At 68.7% G+C, this 14,077-nt stretch carries 13 protein-coding genes; 8 read left to right on the top strand and 5 right to left on the bottom strand.

Features of this window, described 5'->3' with window-relative positions; translation table 11 throughout:
- Nucleotides 1-8: 8 nt before the first annotated feature.
- Genes mimD through ACFYRU_RS29820 form a run of 4 tightly spaced genes read right to left on the bottom strand, consistent with a single transcriptional unit; the run spans nt 9 to nt 4,259 of the window.
- Nucleotides 9-383, bottom strand: coding sequence for a propane 2-monooxygenase effector subunit MimD (gene mimD / locus ACFYRU_RS29835; protein ID WP_387664424.1), 375 nt, complete (start codon nt 381-383; stop codon nt 9-11).
- Entirely contained in the window at nt 380-1,567 is a 1,188-nt protein-coding gene (locus ACFYRU_RS29830; protein WP_387664422.1) for a hypothetical protein, read from the bottom strand. The genes mimD and ACFYRU_RS29830 overlap by 4 nt, the downstream gene beginning before the upstream one ends.
- Nucleotides 1,564-2,595, bottom strand: coding sequence for an FAD-binding oxidoreductase (locus ACFYRU_RS29825; protein WP_387664420.1), 1,032 nt, complete (start codon nt 2,593-2,595; stop codon nt 1,564-1,566). The genes ACFYRU_RS29830 and ACFYRU_RS29825 overlap by 4 nt, the downstream gene beginning before the upstream one ends.
- 11 nt (nt 2,596-2,606) lie before the next feature.
- Nucleotides 2,607-4,259 (bottom strand): hypothetical protein, encoded by a 1,653-nt coding sequence (locus ACFYRU_RS29820; protein WP_387664418.1) that lies wholly within the window; start codon nt 4,257-4,259, stop codon nt 2,607-2,609.
- A gap of 176 nt (nt 4,260-4,435) precedes the next feature.
- Between ACFYRU_RS29820 and ACFYRU_RS29815 the strand changes: the two genes are divergently transcribed.
- The 4 genes from ACFYRU_RS29815 (at nt 4,436) to ACFYRU_RS29800 (ending at nt 9,684) form a co-directional block, all read left to right on the top strand.
- A complete protein-coding gene (locus ACFYRU_RS29815; RefSeq protein WP_387664416.1) occupies nt 4,436-6,214 on the top strand; it encodes a sigma-54-dependent Fis family transcriptional regulator in 1,779 nt (592 codons plus the stop codon).
- Between the two features lie 93 nt (nt 6,215-6,307).
- Nucleotides 6,308-7,516 (top strand): MFS transporter, encoded by a 1,209-nt coding sequence (locus tag ACFYRU_RS29810; protein WP_387664414.1) that lies wholly within the window; start codon nt 6,308-6,310, stop codon nt 7,514-7,516.
- Nucleotides 7,513-8,679 (top strand): MFS transporter, encoded by a 1,167-nt coding sequence (locus ACFYRU_RS29805; protein ID WP_387664412.1) that lies wholly within the window; start codon nt 7,513-7,515, stop codon nt 8,677-8,679. Before ACFYRU_RS29810 ends, ACFYRU_RS29805 begins: the two co-directional genes overlap by 4 nt.
- Nucleotides 8,680-8,688: 9 nt before the next feature.
- Complete coding sequence (locus ACFYRU_RS29800) at nt 8,689-9,684, top strand: hydroxyacid dehydrogenase (protein ID WP_387664410.1); 996 nt, start codon at nt 8,689-8,691, stop codon at nt 9,682-9,684.
- A gap of 1 nt (nt 9,685) precedes the next feature.
- Here the strand turns inward: ACFYRU_RS29800 and aroQ are convergent, their stop codons facing one another.
- Entirely contained in the window at nt 9,686-10,276 is a 591-nt protein-coding gene (gene aroQ, locus ACFYRU_RS29795) for a gamma subclass chorismate mutase AroQ (protein WP_387664408.1), read from the bottom strand.
- 95 nt (nt 10,277-10,371) lie between these two features.
- On the opposite strand from aroQ, the gene ACFYRU_RS29790 reads away from it, so the two are divergent.
- The 4 genes from ACFYRU_RS29790 (at nt 10,372) to ACFYRU_RS29775 (ending at nt 14,026) form a co-directional block, all read left to right on the top strand.
- Nucleotides 10,372-11,964, top strand: a complete 1,593-nt coding sequence (locus ACFYRU_RS29790; protein WP_387664406.1) for a molybdopterin-dependent oxidoreductase — start codon at nt 10,372-10,374, stop codon at nt 11,962-11,964.
- 69 nt (nt 11,965-12,033) lie between these two features.
- A complete protein-coding gene (locus ACFYRU_RS29785) occupies nt 12,034-12,693 on the top strand; it encodes a fasciclin domain-containing protein (protein ID WP_387664404.1) in 660 nt (219 codons plus the stop codon).
- Nucleotides 12,694-12,695: 2 nt separating this feature from the next.
- Entirely contained in the window at nt 12,696-13,307 is a 612-nt protein-coding gene (gene sigK / locus ACFYRU_RS29780) for an ECF RNA polymerase sigma factor SigK (RefSeq protein WP_387664402.1), read from the top strand.
- Nucleotides 13,304-14,026, top strand: a complete 723-nt coding sequence (locus ACFYRU_RS29775; RefSeq protein WP_387664400.1) for an anti-sigma factor domain-containing protein — start codon at nt 13,304-13,306, stop codon at nt 14,024-14,026. The genes sigK and ACFYRU_RS29775 overlap by 4 nt, the downstream gene beginning before the upstream one ends.
- Nucleotides 14,027-14,077 lie beyond the last annotated feature (51 nt).

Here is a 14,077-nt window from a genome sequence, read left to right as displayed (position 1 = left end):
CCCCTTCGTCAGCTGGATGCGGTCAGGTCGAAGCCGATGTACTCGGCCGCGTCCTCGGGGTTGGCGAACATGATCGTCCGGTCGTCCAGGTGCACCATCCGCCCGTAGTGGGTGGACATGTTCTCCTCGAACTCGGCCTGGTCGAAGTACCCGGGCTCCTCGCCGAGCGCCTCGGAGATGTCGTCGTAGACGAAGTCCATCCGGCCGATCGCGTCCACCCGGATCATCGACGGCAGCGGCGTCACAGTGACGTTGTCGTACGCCTTCATGACGTCCGCGACGACGACGCCGACCTGGTTGTTCATCAGCGTCACGCCGCACTTGTTGGACGCGGTGTTGTCGGACTTGAACGGGCTCTCGACGACGGCCCTGAGCGTGGTCACTGTGCCAACTCCTTCGGTTCCTCGAGGCCCAGCGTGGTGACGATGCCGCTGAACCGGCTCTTCGCGCGGTCGAGCCCGTCCTCGAACCGCGGCGGTTTGGCGTCCGGCTGCGACCACAGCGGCTGCAGCGTCCGGGCGGCGCCCAGCGCCTTCGCGGTCCAGGTGCTCGCCCAGTCCGTGATGATCGCCTTGTTGTGGTCCGCGAACTCCTTGTCGTTGGTCAGCAGTTCGAACATCGCGGTCGTGTACCGCAGGTCGCGTTCGGCGAAGTCGTACTCCGCCGCGCCGATCACCGTCGGGGTCACGAAGTCGCCGTTGCGCGGAGCGGCCTGCTGCACCAGCTGGCTGCGGAACAGCTCGCCGACCAGCGGTTCGAAGACGACGTTCGCGGCGAAGATCGCCTCGCACCAGTCGTCGATCGCGGTCAGTTCCTCGGCGACCTCGCGGACGCCTTGCCAGGCCGGGTCGTGGTTCCACGTCTCCAGGTGCGCGGTGCCGTCGAAGCCCTCGATCTCCTCGGACAGCGTGAGGTTGTAGAGCGCGAGGTCCTGCGCCGCGCGGATCCGGTGCATGCTGTTCACCGAGATCGCGTTGTTGTGCATGTTCGTCGGCGCGCGCCGGTTCGCGTTCGCGTACAGGTACAGGCCGAGGCCGTGGTCGACGTGCATCCAGGCGCCGATGTGCTGCTCGACGAACCGCACCCAGTTCGGGTTCCACTGCTCGAACGCCTTGGACGCCTTCGCGGCCTCGACGTTCTGGGTGACCTGGCGGACCACGTTCGAGTTGTAGCGGTAGAGCGTGAGCTCCCACTCCTCGTTCGGGTCGCGGAACTCGTGCCAGCCGGTGGCCGGCCATTCCCGCACGAACAGACCGCCCGTACCCGGTCCGCGTTGCGGTGCCGGCTTGTCCGAACCCCACGCCTTCAGCACGGTCCAGTCCATCGGGTAGCCGCCGCGGCCGTCGGAGAAGCCGTACAGCCAGCCCTGGCTCAGGTAGTGCCGCGGATCGGGCTGGACGTCGACCGTGACGTCCTCGTAGTGACTCTGCTTGCGCTTCTGCGGTTTGTAGTAGTTGTAGTGCCGCAGCGTCGAGTCCGGGAACTCGCGGGCGCCGGCTTCGGCGTCGGTGAAGACCGGCTTCGGAACACTGCGTTCAGTCTTAGGTGATTCCTGTGTGGTGGTCATCTTGCCTCCAGCACCTTCGAGTCACCGGCGTCGCCGGTCGTCGTGAACTTGTCGTAGTAGATGTGCTTGGTCGCCACACCGAGCCGCTCCAGCAGCGGGATCGCCGCCTCGACCATCGGCGGCGGTCCGCACACGTAGGCGTCGGCTCCGGTGAGGTCCGGTTCCAGCCGTTTCACCACATCGGTGATCAGCCCGTTCTCGCCGTCCCATGCCTCGTCCGACAGCGCCGGTACGTACTTGAACCGCGGCAGCGGCAGCGCTCGCAGTTCCTCCTCGAAACACAGGTCCCTCGGGGTCCGCGCTCCGTAGTAGAACGTGGTCGGCCGGTCGATCCCCCGCTCGGCCATCGACCGGAGCAACGCGAGGATCGGGGCCAGCCCGGCGCCGCCGCCGAGGAAGACCAACCGGGCGTCCAGGTTGTCCCGGAGGGTGAACACCCCGAACGGCCCGGTCAGCTCCAGCCGGTCGCCGACCCGCAGGCGCCGGTCGAGGAACTCCGAGAACACGCCGCCCGGGTACACCTTGATGACGAACTCGAGCGCACCGCTCTCCCGGCTGGAGGTGTTCGCCATCGAGAACGACCTCGTCTGATCAGTTCCCGGTACGGCGATGTCGACGTACTGCCCGGGGAAGAACTTCAGCTCCCCGGGCTCGGTGAGCCGCAGCACCAGGTGCCGCAGGTCGTGGGTCACCGGGGTGATCGCCACGACCTCGGCGGTACGTTCCTGGATCGGCAGCCCGGAGCGGATCAGCTCCGCGTCGTAGTTGAGCAGCTCGATCGTGAGGTCCTCGAAGGCGTGCGCGCGGCAGAGCAGCGTGTAGCCCTCGTCCAGTTCGTACTCCGGCAGCGCGAAGGTCGAGTACCGGTCCAGGTCGATGTCCTCACCGTCCAGGACGAACGACTTGCAGGACGCGCACTGTCCCTCCTTGCAGCCGTGCATGAGCATCACGCCCTGCTCGGCCGCGGCCCGCAGGATCGTCTGGTCCTCGTCGACCTCGATCTCGATGCCGACCGGTTCGAACCTCACGACGTGCTTCATCAGGCGTCAGCTGGAGCCGGGCGGCCGGCGGGGCCTCCCTTGACGTAACGGGCGGCGAACGCGGTGCGCTCGTCGTCGGACATCTCGTTGAGCAGTACGTTCGGGCTGGCCAGCGGCGGGCACTTGCGCAGGTGGTCGAGCGTCCACATCTTGCTCGGGTCCAGGTCGAGGTGCGGCTGCGCGACCATGGTCTTGCCGTCGTCGCGGACGAAGCCCATGTCGGACACCACGTCGGCCCAGTTCCAGCCGTGGTACAGCGTCTCCCACTCGCGGTGGCCGATCAGCTTGCCCATGTTCGGCGTGTTCCGGCCCTGGTACGTCGGGCGGAAAGCGGTCTCGTCGGTCCACTTGCACATCTCGTGGCAGTACGTACGCCACTGGCCGTCGACCTTCGCCATCACCATGTCCTCACGGACCAGGCACGGGACCATGCACGTCCAGCAGCGGTGCGGGTACTCGTAGTCGACGTCCTCGAAGACGATCGGCTTGTGCCCGTTCGGCCGGGACAGCCGGTTGTAGTTCTCCCACCAGGCGCCGTACTTGTCGTACCAGCCCGGGTACTTGTACTCGAACCACTCGAAGTCCTTGTCGGTCATCGGGTCGATCCGCCAGTAGTTGGCGAGCCACCCGGTGGCGAAGAACTGTGCGACCTCGTGCACGTAGCCCTTGTTCCAGATCTGGTTCCAGGACTCCTCGATCAGGTCGTGCGGGATCTCGAGTCCATACTTCTCCAGCGGCACCAGGTAGCTGCGGTAGTAGTCGTCGTAGATCCAGCGCCGCCACATCTCGGCGTACGACTCGCGGTCCTTGCGGCGGTCCTTCGTGCCGTACTCGATGAACGTACCGATCGCCGCGTCGACGACACGGTGGTTGTTCCACCAGGCGTACCGCAGGTCGCGCGCGAGCAGCTGGTGGTTGTCCTCGTCGGCGAGCGCCATCAGCAGGGTCGCGTACCCGTTGCTGATGTGGCGGGACTCGTCGGACTGCACCGAGTGGAAGACCGTCGGCAGCAGGTAGTCGCCGTTCGCGGCGGCCTCGGCGGGCATCGCGACGAACAGCGTGTTGGTGAAGGCGGTCTCGGCCACGATCGTCAGGTAGATGCTGGCCGCGGTGATCGCGTCACCGGTGATGAACCCCTCGGCGAACTGGCGGCCGATGGTGCCGCAGTAGTCGCTCTGGAAGTTCCGCAGGCTGGAGTTGAAGCCCGCCGGGTCGATGTAGTTGTTCATGTACAGGCGTTTGAGGTTCTGCTGGATCGTCGAGTGCCTGACCTCGTCGATCATCTGGATGGCCTGGCCGTTGTGCAGTTCCGGGTTCGGCACCGTCCGGAACAGCAGCGGCATCGCCCGCGCGGCCGAGATCTCCGGCAGCGGGATGATGCTCAGGAACAGCTTCTGCCACTCCAGCCAGCGCTCCTGGACCTGACGGAACATGTTGCCGCGGATCGCGCCGTCCGAGGCGCCGTACACCCGGTGGTCCTTCTCCTCCTGCATCGGGAAGTACGACCGCAGCACCTGCTTCAGCGGGTCCTTCTTCTGGGCCTTACGGAACGTGTAGTCGGTGCCGTACTGGGAGACCGGCTCGTGGTACGCCGGTTCCCAGGACAGCTCCTGGATCTTCTGGTGGGCCTTCGCCACACTCTGGCGACTCATGGCACTCCTCCCGCTCATGTGACCGGCTGTCACCTGCAGTACAGCCCGGGCCGGAGAGTGCTGGAGGTCTCAAATTGAGAAGGGCGGGCCGGCGCCTGCGAGCGATCGGCTGTCTCATTCTGAGACAGCGCTTGTGCCGTACTGCACTACTCTCGAAGTGACGTCAGGGAGGCCCCGTGGACGAACTCGCACCTACGGCGGACGACAACCTCCGGACCGCCACGGCCCGGTTGAACTTCCTCACGCTCGATCCGGTCGAGCCGCGCGACGTCCGGCCGCCGATTCTCGCCTCCTGGGTGCGCTCGCAGCACTGGAAGCTGCCGCCGGACCGGATCCAGTTGCCGTACGTCGCCGACCCGGACCTCGACCTCCCGCTGACCCGGAGCGCCGGCCCGGTGCTGCGGAAACTGCACGAGAACCTCGACGGGCAGCCGATCAGCGTCATCCTCACCGACCGGTCCGGCCTGGTCCTGCAACGGCTGACCGCGGACGCCGGACTGGCCCGGCATCTCGACAAGGTGTACCTGGCGCCCGGGTTCAGCTACGCCGAGGAGTTCGCCGGTACGAACGGGATCGGTACGGCGCTGGAGGGCGGCGGGCCGATGCACGTGTTCGGTCACGAGCACTACGCCGAGGACCTGGAGGACCTGGCGTGTGCCGGCGTACCGATCAAGCACCCGTTGAACGGCAAGACGATCGGCGCGATCGACCTGACCTGCTGGCGCAAGGACGCCGGTTCGCTGTTGATGGCCCTGGCGAAGACGACCGCGGAGAACATCCGCGCCGCGCTGCTCAAGGACAGCTCGACCCGCGAGCTGACGTTGCTGGAGACGTACCTGCAGCGCTCGCGGCGGCTCGGTGACCTGGTCATCGCGATCGACGAGGACCTGTTGCTGATGAACGCGAAGGCCCGGCAGTCGCTCGACACCGACGACCAGCGGGCGGTCCTCGGGTACGCCTCGGAGATCCTCGGCAGCGGGGCGACCGAGGCGATCCTGACCGAGCTGCCGAGCGGTTCGTGGGTACGGATCACCTGCCGGCCGGTCGGCGGGCGGCCCGGCGCCGGGATCGTCCAGGTCAGCCCACAGTCGACCGGGGTCGGCCTGCGGTCCCCGGCGTCCGGGCACCGCCCGCCACCGCGCCCGGTACTGCCCGGGCTGGTCGGCCGGAGTGCGCCGTGGCTGGGCAGCAGTCGCGAGGCCGACAACGCCTGCCGGGCCGGTCAGTGGGTGGTGCTGACCGGCGAACGTGGTGTCGGCAAGGCCGCGCTGGCGCGGGCGGCGCACCGGCAGAACAAGGCGGGCCTGTTCCACCTCGTCGACGCGGCGCGTGACGGCTTCGCCGCGGAACTCGAGGCCGAACTGGCCGACGACTCGGTGCAGACTCTCGTCGTACGGCATGTCGAGGCCCTCGATCCGGCCGGCGCGGCAGGTCTCGCGGAGGCGTTGTACGGCGTCCTCGAACGGCGGCCGGCCGAACCGCCCTGGGTCGTGCTGACGCTGACGGGCGAGGCGCAGTACCTCGGAGAGTTGCTGACGCTGTTCCCGCTGACCGTCGAGGTCCCGCCGCTGCGGCACCACATCGAGGACGTTCGCGAGCTCGTTCCGTACTTCCTGGAGCAGCTCAGTCACGGTGAGCTGACCTGCGCGCCGGACACCATGCAGCAACTGCTGCGCTCGGCCTGGCCCGGCAACACGGCGGAGCTCTGCCAGGTGCTGCAACAGGTCGTCGTACGGCGTCGCCGGGCGGGCGTCATCGTGCCCGCGGACCTGCCGGCGCGGACCCAGGCGGTCAGCCGGCGCAGCCTGAGCCAGCTCGAGGCGCTCGAACGGGACGCGATCATCCGCAGCCTGATCGCGAACGACGGGCACAAGGGCCGGGCCGCGAAGTCGCTCGGGATGAGCCGCGCGACGATCTACCGCAAGATCCACGACTATGGCATACAGCCTCCGTAAATGTGATCGGAGCTGCGCCTGAAATCGTCGTTCCTGACAGATTTGATCAGATTCCTCTTGCCGCGAGCCTGCCGCTCGGGGTGAGATTGGTCCATGACGGACACGCGACCGGCCTCCGCCGCGGAGGGACGAGCCTTCTCCTACCGCCCGTTCGTCTGGCTCGCGGTCGCGACGTTCTCGATGGGCATCGACGGGTACGTACTGGCCGGGTTGCTGCCGCAGATCGCCGGCGACCTCTCGGTCACCCCGGCGGCCGCGGGTCAGCTGATGTCGGTGTTCGCGTTCACCGCCGCGCTCGCCGGCCCGGTCCTCGGCACGTTCACGTCCCGGTGGGAACGCCGGACGACGATCGTGCTGTCGCTGGGCGTGTTCATCCTCGGCAACGTGGTGGTCGCGGTCGCGACGAACTACCCGATCGCGCTCGGCGGCCGGGTGCTCGCGGCGCTCGGCGGCAGCCTGCTGAACGCGGCCGTCACCGGGTACGTGATCGCGCTGACGCCGGCCGAACACCACGGCAAGGCGTTGTCGTTCGTACTCGGCGGCTGGATGACCGCGACCGCGCTCGGGGTACCGATCGGGCTGGTGATCGGCCAGTCCAGCTGGCGGTTCCCGATGATCATGGTCGCCGTGGTCGGCACGATCGCTCTGGTCGGCATCATGTTGCGGCTGCCGCAGCTGCACCTGCCGGGCGGCACGCTGGTCGAACGGCTCCGCCCGCTCGGGCAGCCCCGGCTGGTGGCCGGGCTGCTCGTCACCAGCGGCATCCTGTGCAGCAGCTACGCCTGCTTCACGTACGCGACGCTGATCCTCGAGCCGCACTTCCACGTCAAGTGGGCGATGATCGCGATCATGTTCGGGTACGGCGTCTCGAGCATGGCCGGCAACGCGGTGACCGGGCGGCTGGTCGACAAGTTCACCGCACTGAAGGTCCTGACCGTCGTCCTCGTCGGACTGTTCCTGAACGCCGTCCTCGGGATGGTCGCGTTGATGTTCGCACCGGCCATGCTGGCCGCGGTCTGGGGACTGGTGTGGTTCTTCTCGGCCGGTGTCGGCAACGGCGGTGGCGCCGTACCGCAGCAGGCCCGGCTGGCCTCGATGGCTCCGGACTCGGCCGCGATCGTGATGGCGCTGAACGGCAGCGCGATCTCACTCGGCGGGGCGCTCGGTAGTGCCTTGGGCGGCGTCGCGCTGACCGCGGGTGCCGCGCCGAACGGGTTGCTCGGCGTCTCGGCCGTGGTCCTGGCGCTCACCGTCGGACTGCATCTGCTGGTCGCCCGTGCTTCAAAAGCCGCCGTCAGTTGAGCACCACCTACGCCGTCGACTTCTCGTACAAGCCGCTCGTCTGGCTGGCGGTGGCGACGTTCTCGATGGGCATCGACGGGTACGTCCTGACCGGGCTGCTGCCGCACATCGCCGCGGACCTGCACGTGAGCGTCGCCGCCGCCGGACAGCTGATGTCCGCGTTCGCGCTGACGGCGGCCTTCGCGGGGCCGGTCCTCGGTACGGCGACGTCGCGGTGGGAACGCCGTACGACGATCGCCGTCGCGCTGGCCGTTTTCGTGGTGGGCAACCTCGTTGTCGGGGTGGCGACGACGTACCCGATCGCGTTCGCCGGGCGGATCGTGGCCGCGCTCGGCGCGTGTCTGCTGAATGCGGCCGTCAGCGGCTACGTGATCGCGGTGACTCCGGTCCGGCATCGCGGGAAGGCGTTGTCGTTCGTACTCGGCGGATTGCTGACCGCCACCGCGCTCGGCGTACCACTCGGGCTGCTGATCGGCCAGTCCAGCTGGCGTTACCCGATGATCCTGGTCGCTGCGATGGGAACGGTCGCGCTGGTCGGGATCCTGCGCGGGCTGCCGCGCCGGCAGCTTCCGGCGGGGCGGCTCGCCGATCAGCTCCGGCCGCTGGGGCAGCCTCGGCTGCTCGGTGCGCTGCTCGTCACGACCGGCATTCTCACGGGCAGTTTCACCTGCTTCACGTACGCCGTCCTGATCCTGGGCCCGGCGTTCCCGGCCGGGTGGATGATCGTCGCGATCATGTTCGGGTACGGCGTGGCCAGTGCGCTCGGGAACGCGATCACCGGTCGGCTGGCGGACCGGTTCCTGGCGCCGCGCGTACTCACGGTCGTACTGATCGTGCTGTTGCTGAACTCGATCCTCGGTATGGCTGGTCTGCTGCTCACCTCGGCCGGGGTCGTCGGCGTGCTCTGGTTCTTCGTCCAGGGCATCGGCAACGGCGGCGCTGCCGTACCGCAGCAGGTGCGACTGGCCGGCCTCGCACCGGATTCGCCGGCGATCGTGATGGCCTTGAACGGCAGCGCGATCTCGCTCGGATCGGCGCTCGGCAGTGGCCTCGGCGGCATCGCGTTGGCGGCCGGGAGTGCTCCCGACGGTCTGCTGGGGCTCGCGGCTGTCGTCCTCGGCGCCACCTTGGTGCTGCATCTGGTTGTCTCGAGATCGGCTTAGGATACGGTCATGGCCGAAAAGCTGCGGATCGTACTGGCGGCGGCGCCGTCGTACCTCAAGCTGGTGTTCGCGCCGGAGAGTATGGCGCGGCTCGAGACGCTCGGGCAGGTCGTCGTACTGCCTGATCCGTCGAACGCCGACGCGCTGCGGGCCGCGCTGCCCGGGGCCGACGTACTGATCACGTCGTGGGGTTCGGCGCCGTTGACCGCGGGCGTGCTCGATCAGGCGGACCGGTTGCGGCTGATCGCGCACAGTGCGTCGTCGGTGAAGTACTTCGTGACCGGCGAGGTGTTCCGGCGCGGGTTGCGGATCACGCAGGCAGGGCAGGCGATGGCCGAGCCCGTCGCCGAGGTGTCGTTGGCGTTCACGTTGAGCCTGTTGCACCGGATCCAGCGGTTCGATCACGCGATGCATGCCGGTGGGTGGCGTCCGGACGTGCCTGCGCAGCACGGGTTGACCGCGTCGCGGATCGGGGTGGTCGGCGCGTCGCGGACCGGGGTCGAGTACATCCGGATGCTGGTGGCGCTCGGGGCCGAGGTTGTTGCCTACGACCCCTATCTCACGGATGATCGGGCGGCTGAGCTCGGCGTACGGTCTGTTGACTTGGACTCGTTGCTGCGTGAGAGCCGCGTGGTGGCGTTGCATGCGCCGACGTTGCCGGAGACGCATCGGATGATCGGTGCGCCGGAGCTTGCATTGATGGCTGACGGCGCCGGGCTGGTGAACACGGCTCGGTCCTGGTTGGTGGACACTTCCGCTCTGCTCGCGGAGCTCCGGTCCGGCCGGCTCGACGCCGCTCTGGACGTCTTCGACGAGGAGCCGCTGCCGCTCGACAGCCCGTTCCGCGGTCTGCCCAACGTGCTCCTCACTCCCCATCAGGCTGCCGCGACTGTTGAGTGCTACTTCGAGATGGGCGCGATCACCGCCGACGAGATCGAGCGGTGGGTCGCGGAGCAGCCTCTCCGGTACGAACTGTCAGAGGCTGCCCTCGCGCGGATGGGGTGAGTCAGCAGGTCGCCGTTGAGGCCGTGCGGAGCGCCTCGCGGTGGAGTGGGTCGAGGTGGTGGCGGGCTCCTGTGGTTGCGTCGGCGATCACCAGCGCGATGTCGCAGCGCAGGCCGGAGTGGCGGAGGTTGTCGACGCGTACCAGCTCTGCGAGTAGCTGGGTGGTGAGCGCGTCGAGCTTCGCGCGGATCACGGTGAGATCGGGGCCGGACGTCGGCGCCTTGTCCGGGTGGGCGGCCCAGTACGCGAGGAGGCCGCGCTGGACGACCTTGCTCGCGTCGATCTGCGCCTGGAAGAACGCGGCCGTCTCGTCCGGGTCGATGCCCAGCTGTAGGGCCGACGCGCGGACCGACGTGAGGATCTGCTGCTCGCGTACGGGGTCGTCGACCGGCTTTCCACTGAAGTACTTCGAGGCGGCTACGTCGTCGCCGATCAGAATCCGCTGAACCACCAGCTCCGTCAGCCCGCCCAGCTGCTCGCCGTGCACTCCCCCGAGCTGCACGACCTCCTGCGGAGCCGCATCAGCCGCCGGCACCACGCCCGCCGACAACCCGACCACAGCCACAACCCCGACAATCACCTTCCGAAACACAGCTCCACCTCTCCACGACTCCCCTGAACGGCACGCGACTGTACGCCCCCAAAGGTGCACCCCATCCACTCCCCGGTCCGCCCCGAACCACCCCCATGCACAAACCATCGTTCGTCCACACGCTCGCCGGCGCATTCGGTGGAGTGGTGGCGGCTGGGGCGGCGCTGGCGGTTGGGTATCTGGTTGCGGTTGTGACCGGCGGACCGTGGCCGGTCGACGCGGTCGGCGTACAGGTGATCGACTGGTCCCCGGGCCCGGTGAAGGACTGGGCCGTCCGTACGCTCGGCACCGCGGACCGCCCTCTCCTCCGCGTCGGCATCTGCACCACCCTCGTCGTGATCGCCGCCATCGCCGGCGCGCTCGCCACCCGCGGCCACCGCCGCACCGCAATCACCATCACCGGCGCCCTCGGCCTCATCGGCCTGACCTTCGCAACCGTCAGCCGCTCCGCCGCCACCAACACCCCCAACCGCTTGCTCCCAGCAACAATCACCCTGCTCGCAGCGGTAGCCGCGATGACCCTCGTCACCCGCGCCCTGGACCCCCCGACCACCACTCCTCGCCCCACACCACCAGACACCAGCGATCCCCTCACGCACCCCACCCACTCCAACGACGCCCACCAGCCGCCTGGGTTTGATCGGCGGAGGTTTCTCGTCGCCGTGTCCGCGTTAGCCGTGGCAGGAGGGGGCGCCGCCGGGGCGGCCCGGGTTGTCGGTGGGTCAGGGGACGGGTTGCGGGCGCGGGTTCGGGTGCCTCGGGTTCGGGATGGGGCGGGGGCGTTGCGGGCCGGGTTGGACGTGCCGGGGATCAGTCCGTTCATGACTGAGAACGCCAAGTTCTACCGCGTCGACACGCTTCTGCAGGTGCCGCGGATCGATCCGCGGAAGTGGGAACTGCGGGTGCACGGGCTGGTCGGCAAGGAGCTGCGGTTGTCGTTCGAGGAGCTGCTGCAGCGGCGACTGATCGAGCGCGACATCACCCTGACCTGCGTCAGCAACGAAGTCGGCGGCCCGTACGTCGGCAACGCCCGCTGGATCGGCGTACCGATCGCCGACATCCTGCGCGAGGCCGGCGTACAGCCCGGCGCCGACGCAGTGAAGTCGACGAGCGTCGACGGCCTGACGATCGGTACCCCACTCGGCGCGCTCACCGACGGCCGGGACGCGATCTTCGCCGTCGCGATGAACGGCGAACCGCTCCCGTTCGAGCACGGCTTCCCGGTCCGCATGGTCGTACCAGGCCTGTACGGCTACGTGTCCGCGACCAAGTGGATCGTGGACTTCGAGGTCACCAGGTTCCGCGACTTCAGCGCGTACTGGACGAACCGCGGCTGGTCGGTCGAGGCGCCGATCAAGACGTCGGCGCGGATCGACGTACCGAAAGGCTTCGCGAACTTGAAGGCCGGACCAACGATCGTGGCCGGCGTCGCCTGGGCGCAGCACCGCGGCATCAGCAAGGTCGAGGTACGGATCGACGACGGCCCGTGGCAACCCGCGACCCTCGCCCCTGCCGACACCACCGACACCTGGCGCCAATGGACGTACCGCTGGAACGCGACCCCGGGTACGCACAAACTCACCGTCCGCGCGACCGACGGCAACGGCGAACTGCAGACCGACCACCAGGCCGCGCCGCGCCCGAACGGTTCGAGCGGTCTGCACAACACAGTCGTGATGGTCACGTGACCCATCCGGCCCGCGAGCTGCCCCGAAGTACTTCCGACAGCCAACTCCTCCAAGGAAAGAGCGCACCTCATGTTCAAGCAACTCGGTCTCGCGGCGACGGCCCTGACCCTGGTACTGACCGCATCCGCCTGTGGAGGTAGCGACGACAAGTCGAGCAGCACACCCTCCACCAGCACGTCGTCGTCGGCACCGGCCGACACGCCGAGCATGACCCCGTCGGCGAGCGACGCGTCGGGCGGCATGGTCGGCCCGGGCTGTGCGGCGTACGCGAAGGCCAACCCGTCCGGCGCCGGCTCCATCGACGGTATGGCGGCCGCACCGGTGGCCACGGCCGCATCGGGCAACCCGCTCCTGAAGACGCTGGTCGCCGCCGTCTCCGGCAAGCTGAACCCGAAGGTCGACCTCGTCTCCACGCTGAACGGCGGCCAGTTCACCGTCTTCGCGCCGGTCGACACCGCGTTCGCAAAGATCCCGGCCGCGACGATCAACACGCTGAAGACGAACGACGCGCTGCTCACCAAGATCCTGACGTACCACGTGGTCGCGGGCCAGCTCGATCCGTCCGCGGTCGTCGGCAAGCACCCGACCGTGGAGAAGCAGGACGTGACGGTGACCGGTTCCGGCGACGCGTTGAAGGTGAACGGCGCGAACGTGATCTGCGGCGGTGTGAAGACCGCGAACGCTACCGTGTACCTGATCGACTCCGTTCTGATGCCCCCGGCAAGCTGACCGTGACCGAACCCACCCCGCTCCCGTGGCCCGCCGGATCGCACGCGCGATCCGGCGGGATCTCGGACGGCGACCTGCTGACGCTGACCGCGACCGGTGACACGGCTGCGTTCAGTGCCCTGTACGACCGCGTCGTGCCTTGGGTGTTCGGACTCGTACGACGGATCCTCCGCAATCCGGCCCAGTCCGAAGAGGTCACCCAGGAGGTCATGCTCGACGTCTGGCGGACCGCGACCAGGTACGACGCGGACCGCGGCTCGGCGCACGCGTGGATCCTGACCATCGCGCACCGCCGCGCCGTCGACCGGGTCCGCTCCGAGCAGGCCGCGGCGGACCGGACCGAACAGGCCGGTGCGCGCGCCGCGGAGATCGAGTTCGACCAGGTCGCCGACACCGTCAGCACCCGCCTCGAGGCCGAGCAGGTACGGCGCTGCCTCGACACGCTGACCGAGCTGCAACGTGAGTCGATCGAGCTCGCGTACTACAACGGGTACACCTACCCCGAGGTGGCGCAGCAGCTCGGCGCGAAACTTCCGGCCATCAAGGCGAGAATGCGCGACGGCCTGATCCGGCTCCGCGACTGCCTCGGCACCGCTCAAGGGGGCCTGACATGACGGATCCCGACGTGCACACCCTCACCGGCCCGTACGTGCTCGACGCGCTGCCGGCCGACGAACGCGCGCGCTTCGAGGCACACCTCGCCGAGTGCGCGTTCTGCACCACCGAGGTCGCCGAGCTTCGCGCTGCCGCGGTCAAGCTCGCCACTCAGGTATCGACCCCGCCGCCGCCCGCTCTGAAGGCCGGCGTGATGGCCGCGATCGAGCACGTACGACAGCTCCCGCCGGTCGTCCAGGACCAGCCCGCGAGTCCGGTCGTACGGCGTCGGCTCGGACGCCGGTCCGTCTTCGCGCTGGCTGCCGCGGCCGCGGTGGTCGCGCTCAGCGGAGGGATCGCGATCGACCAGTACCGCGGCCGGACCGCGGCGGAACAGGCCAACCAGCAGGTGGCCGCCGTACTCGCCGAGCCCGACGCCCACACCGCCCACGGCGCTGTGAACGGCGGCGGCCAGGCCACGGTCGTCACGTCGGCACGCGCGAACAAGTCGGTCGTCGTACTGCGCGATTTGCCGAAGCTGCCGTCCGGCCGGACGTGGCAACTGTGGATGATCGACCCCCAGCAGACCGCCCACTCGATCGGCCTCGCGACCGGCGACCTGACCCGGGTCGTCACCGGCTCCACCACCGGCATGTCCACCTTCGGCCTCACCGTCGAACCCGACGGCGGCTCACGAACTCCTACCCTGCCGGCGGCCGCACTGGTTCCGCTGACCTAGGAGCGGGTGCTTCCCATCGGCTGCTCGGTACGAGACGATCGGTCCACACCC

It is taken from the genome of Kribbella sp. NPDC004536 (genome assembly GCF_042873835.1).
GTDB lineage: Bacteria > Actinomycetota > Actinomycetes > Propionibacteriales > Kribbellaceae > Kribbella.
Note: the sequence above shows the minus strand (reverse complement) of the source record. Positions and strands in the feature narration are given on the sequence as shown.

Coding starts and splice junctions, on each gene's coding strand:
- ACFYRU_RS29830 (WP_387664422.1), bottom strand. CDS start 1,567: ATGACCACCACACAGGAATCACCTAAGACTGAACGCAGTGTTCCGAAG.
- ACFYRU_RS29810 (WP_387664414.1), top strand. CDS start 6,308: ATGACGGACACGCGACCGGCCTCCGCCGCGGAGGGACGAGCCTTCTCC.
- ACFYRU_RS29790 (WP_387664406.1), top strand. CDS start 10,372: ATGCACAAACCATCGTTCGTCCACACGCTCGCCGGCGCATTCGGTGGA.
- ACFYRU_RS29800 (WP_387664410.1), top strand. CDS start 8,689: ATGGCCGAAAAGCTGCGGATCGTACTGGCGGCGGCGCCGTCGTACCTC.
- ACFYRU_RS29775 (WP_387664400.1), top strand. CDS start 13,304: ATGACGGATCCCGACGTGCACACCCTCACCGGCCCGTACGTGCTCGAC.
- ACFYRU_RS29785 (WP_387664404.1), top strand. CDS start 12,034: ATGTTCAAGCAACTCGGTCTCGCGGCGACGGCCCTGACCCTGGTACTG.
- ACFYRU_RS29820 (WP_387664418.1), bottom strand. CDS start 4,259: ATGAGTCGCCAGAGTGTGGCGAAGGCCCACCAGAAGATCCAGGAGCTG.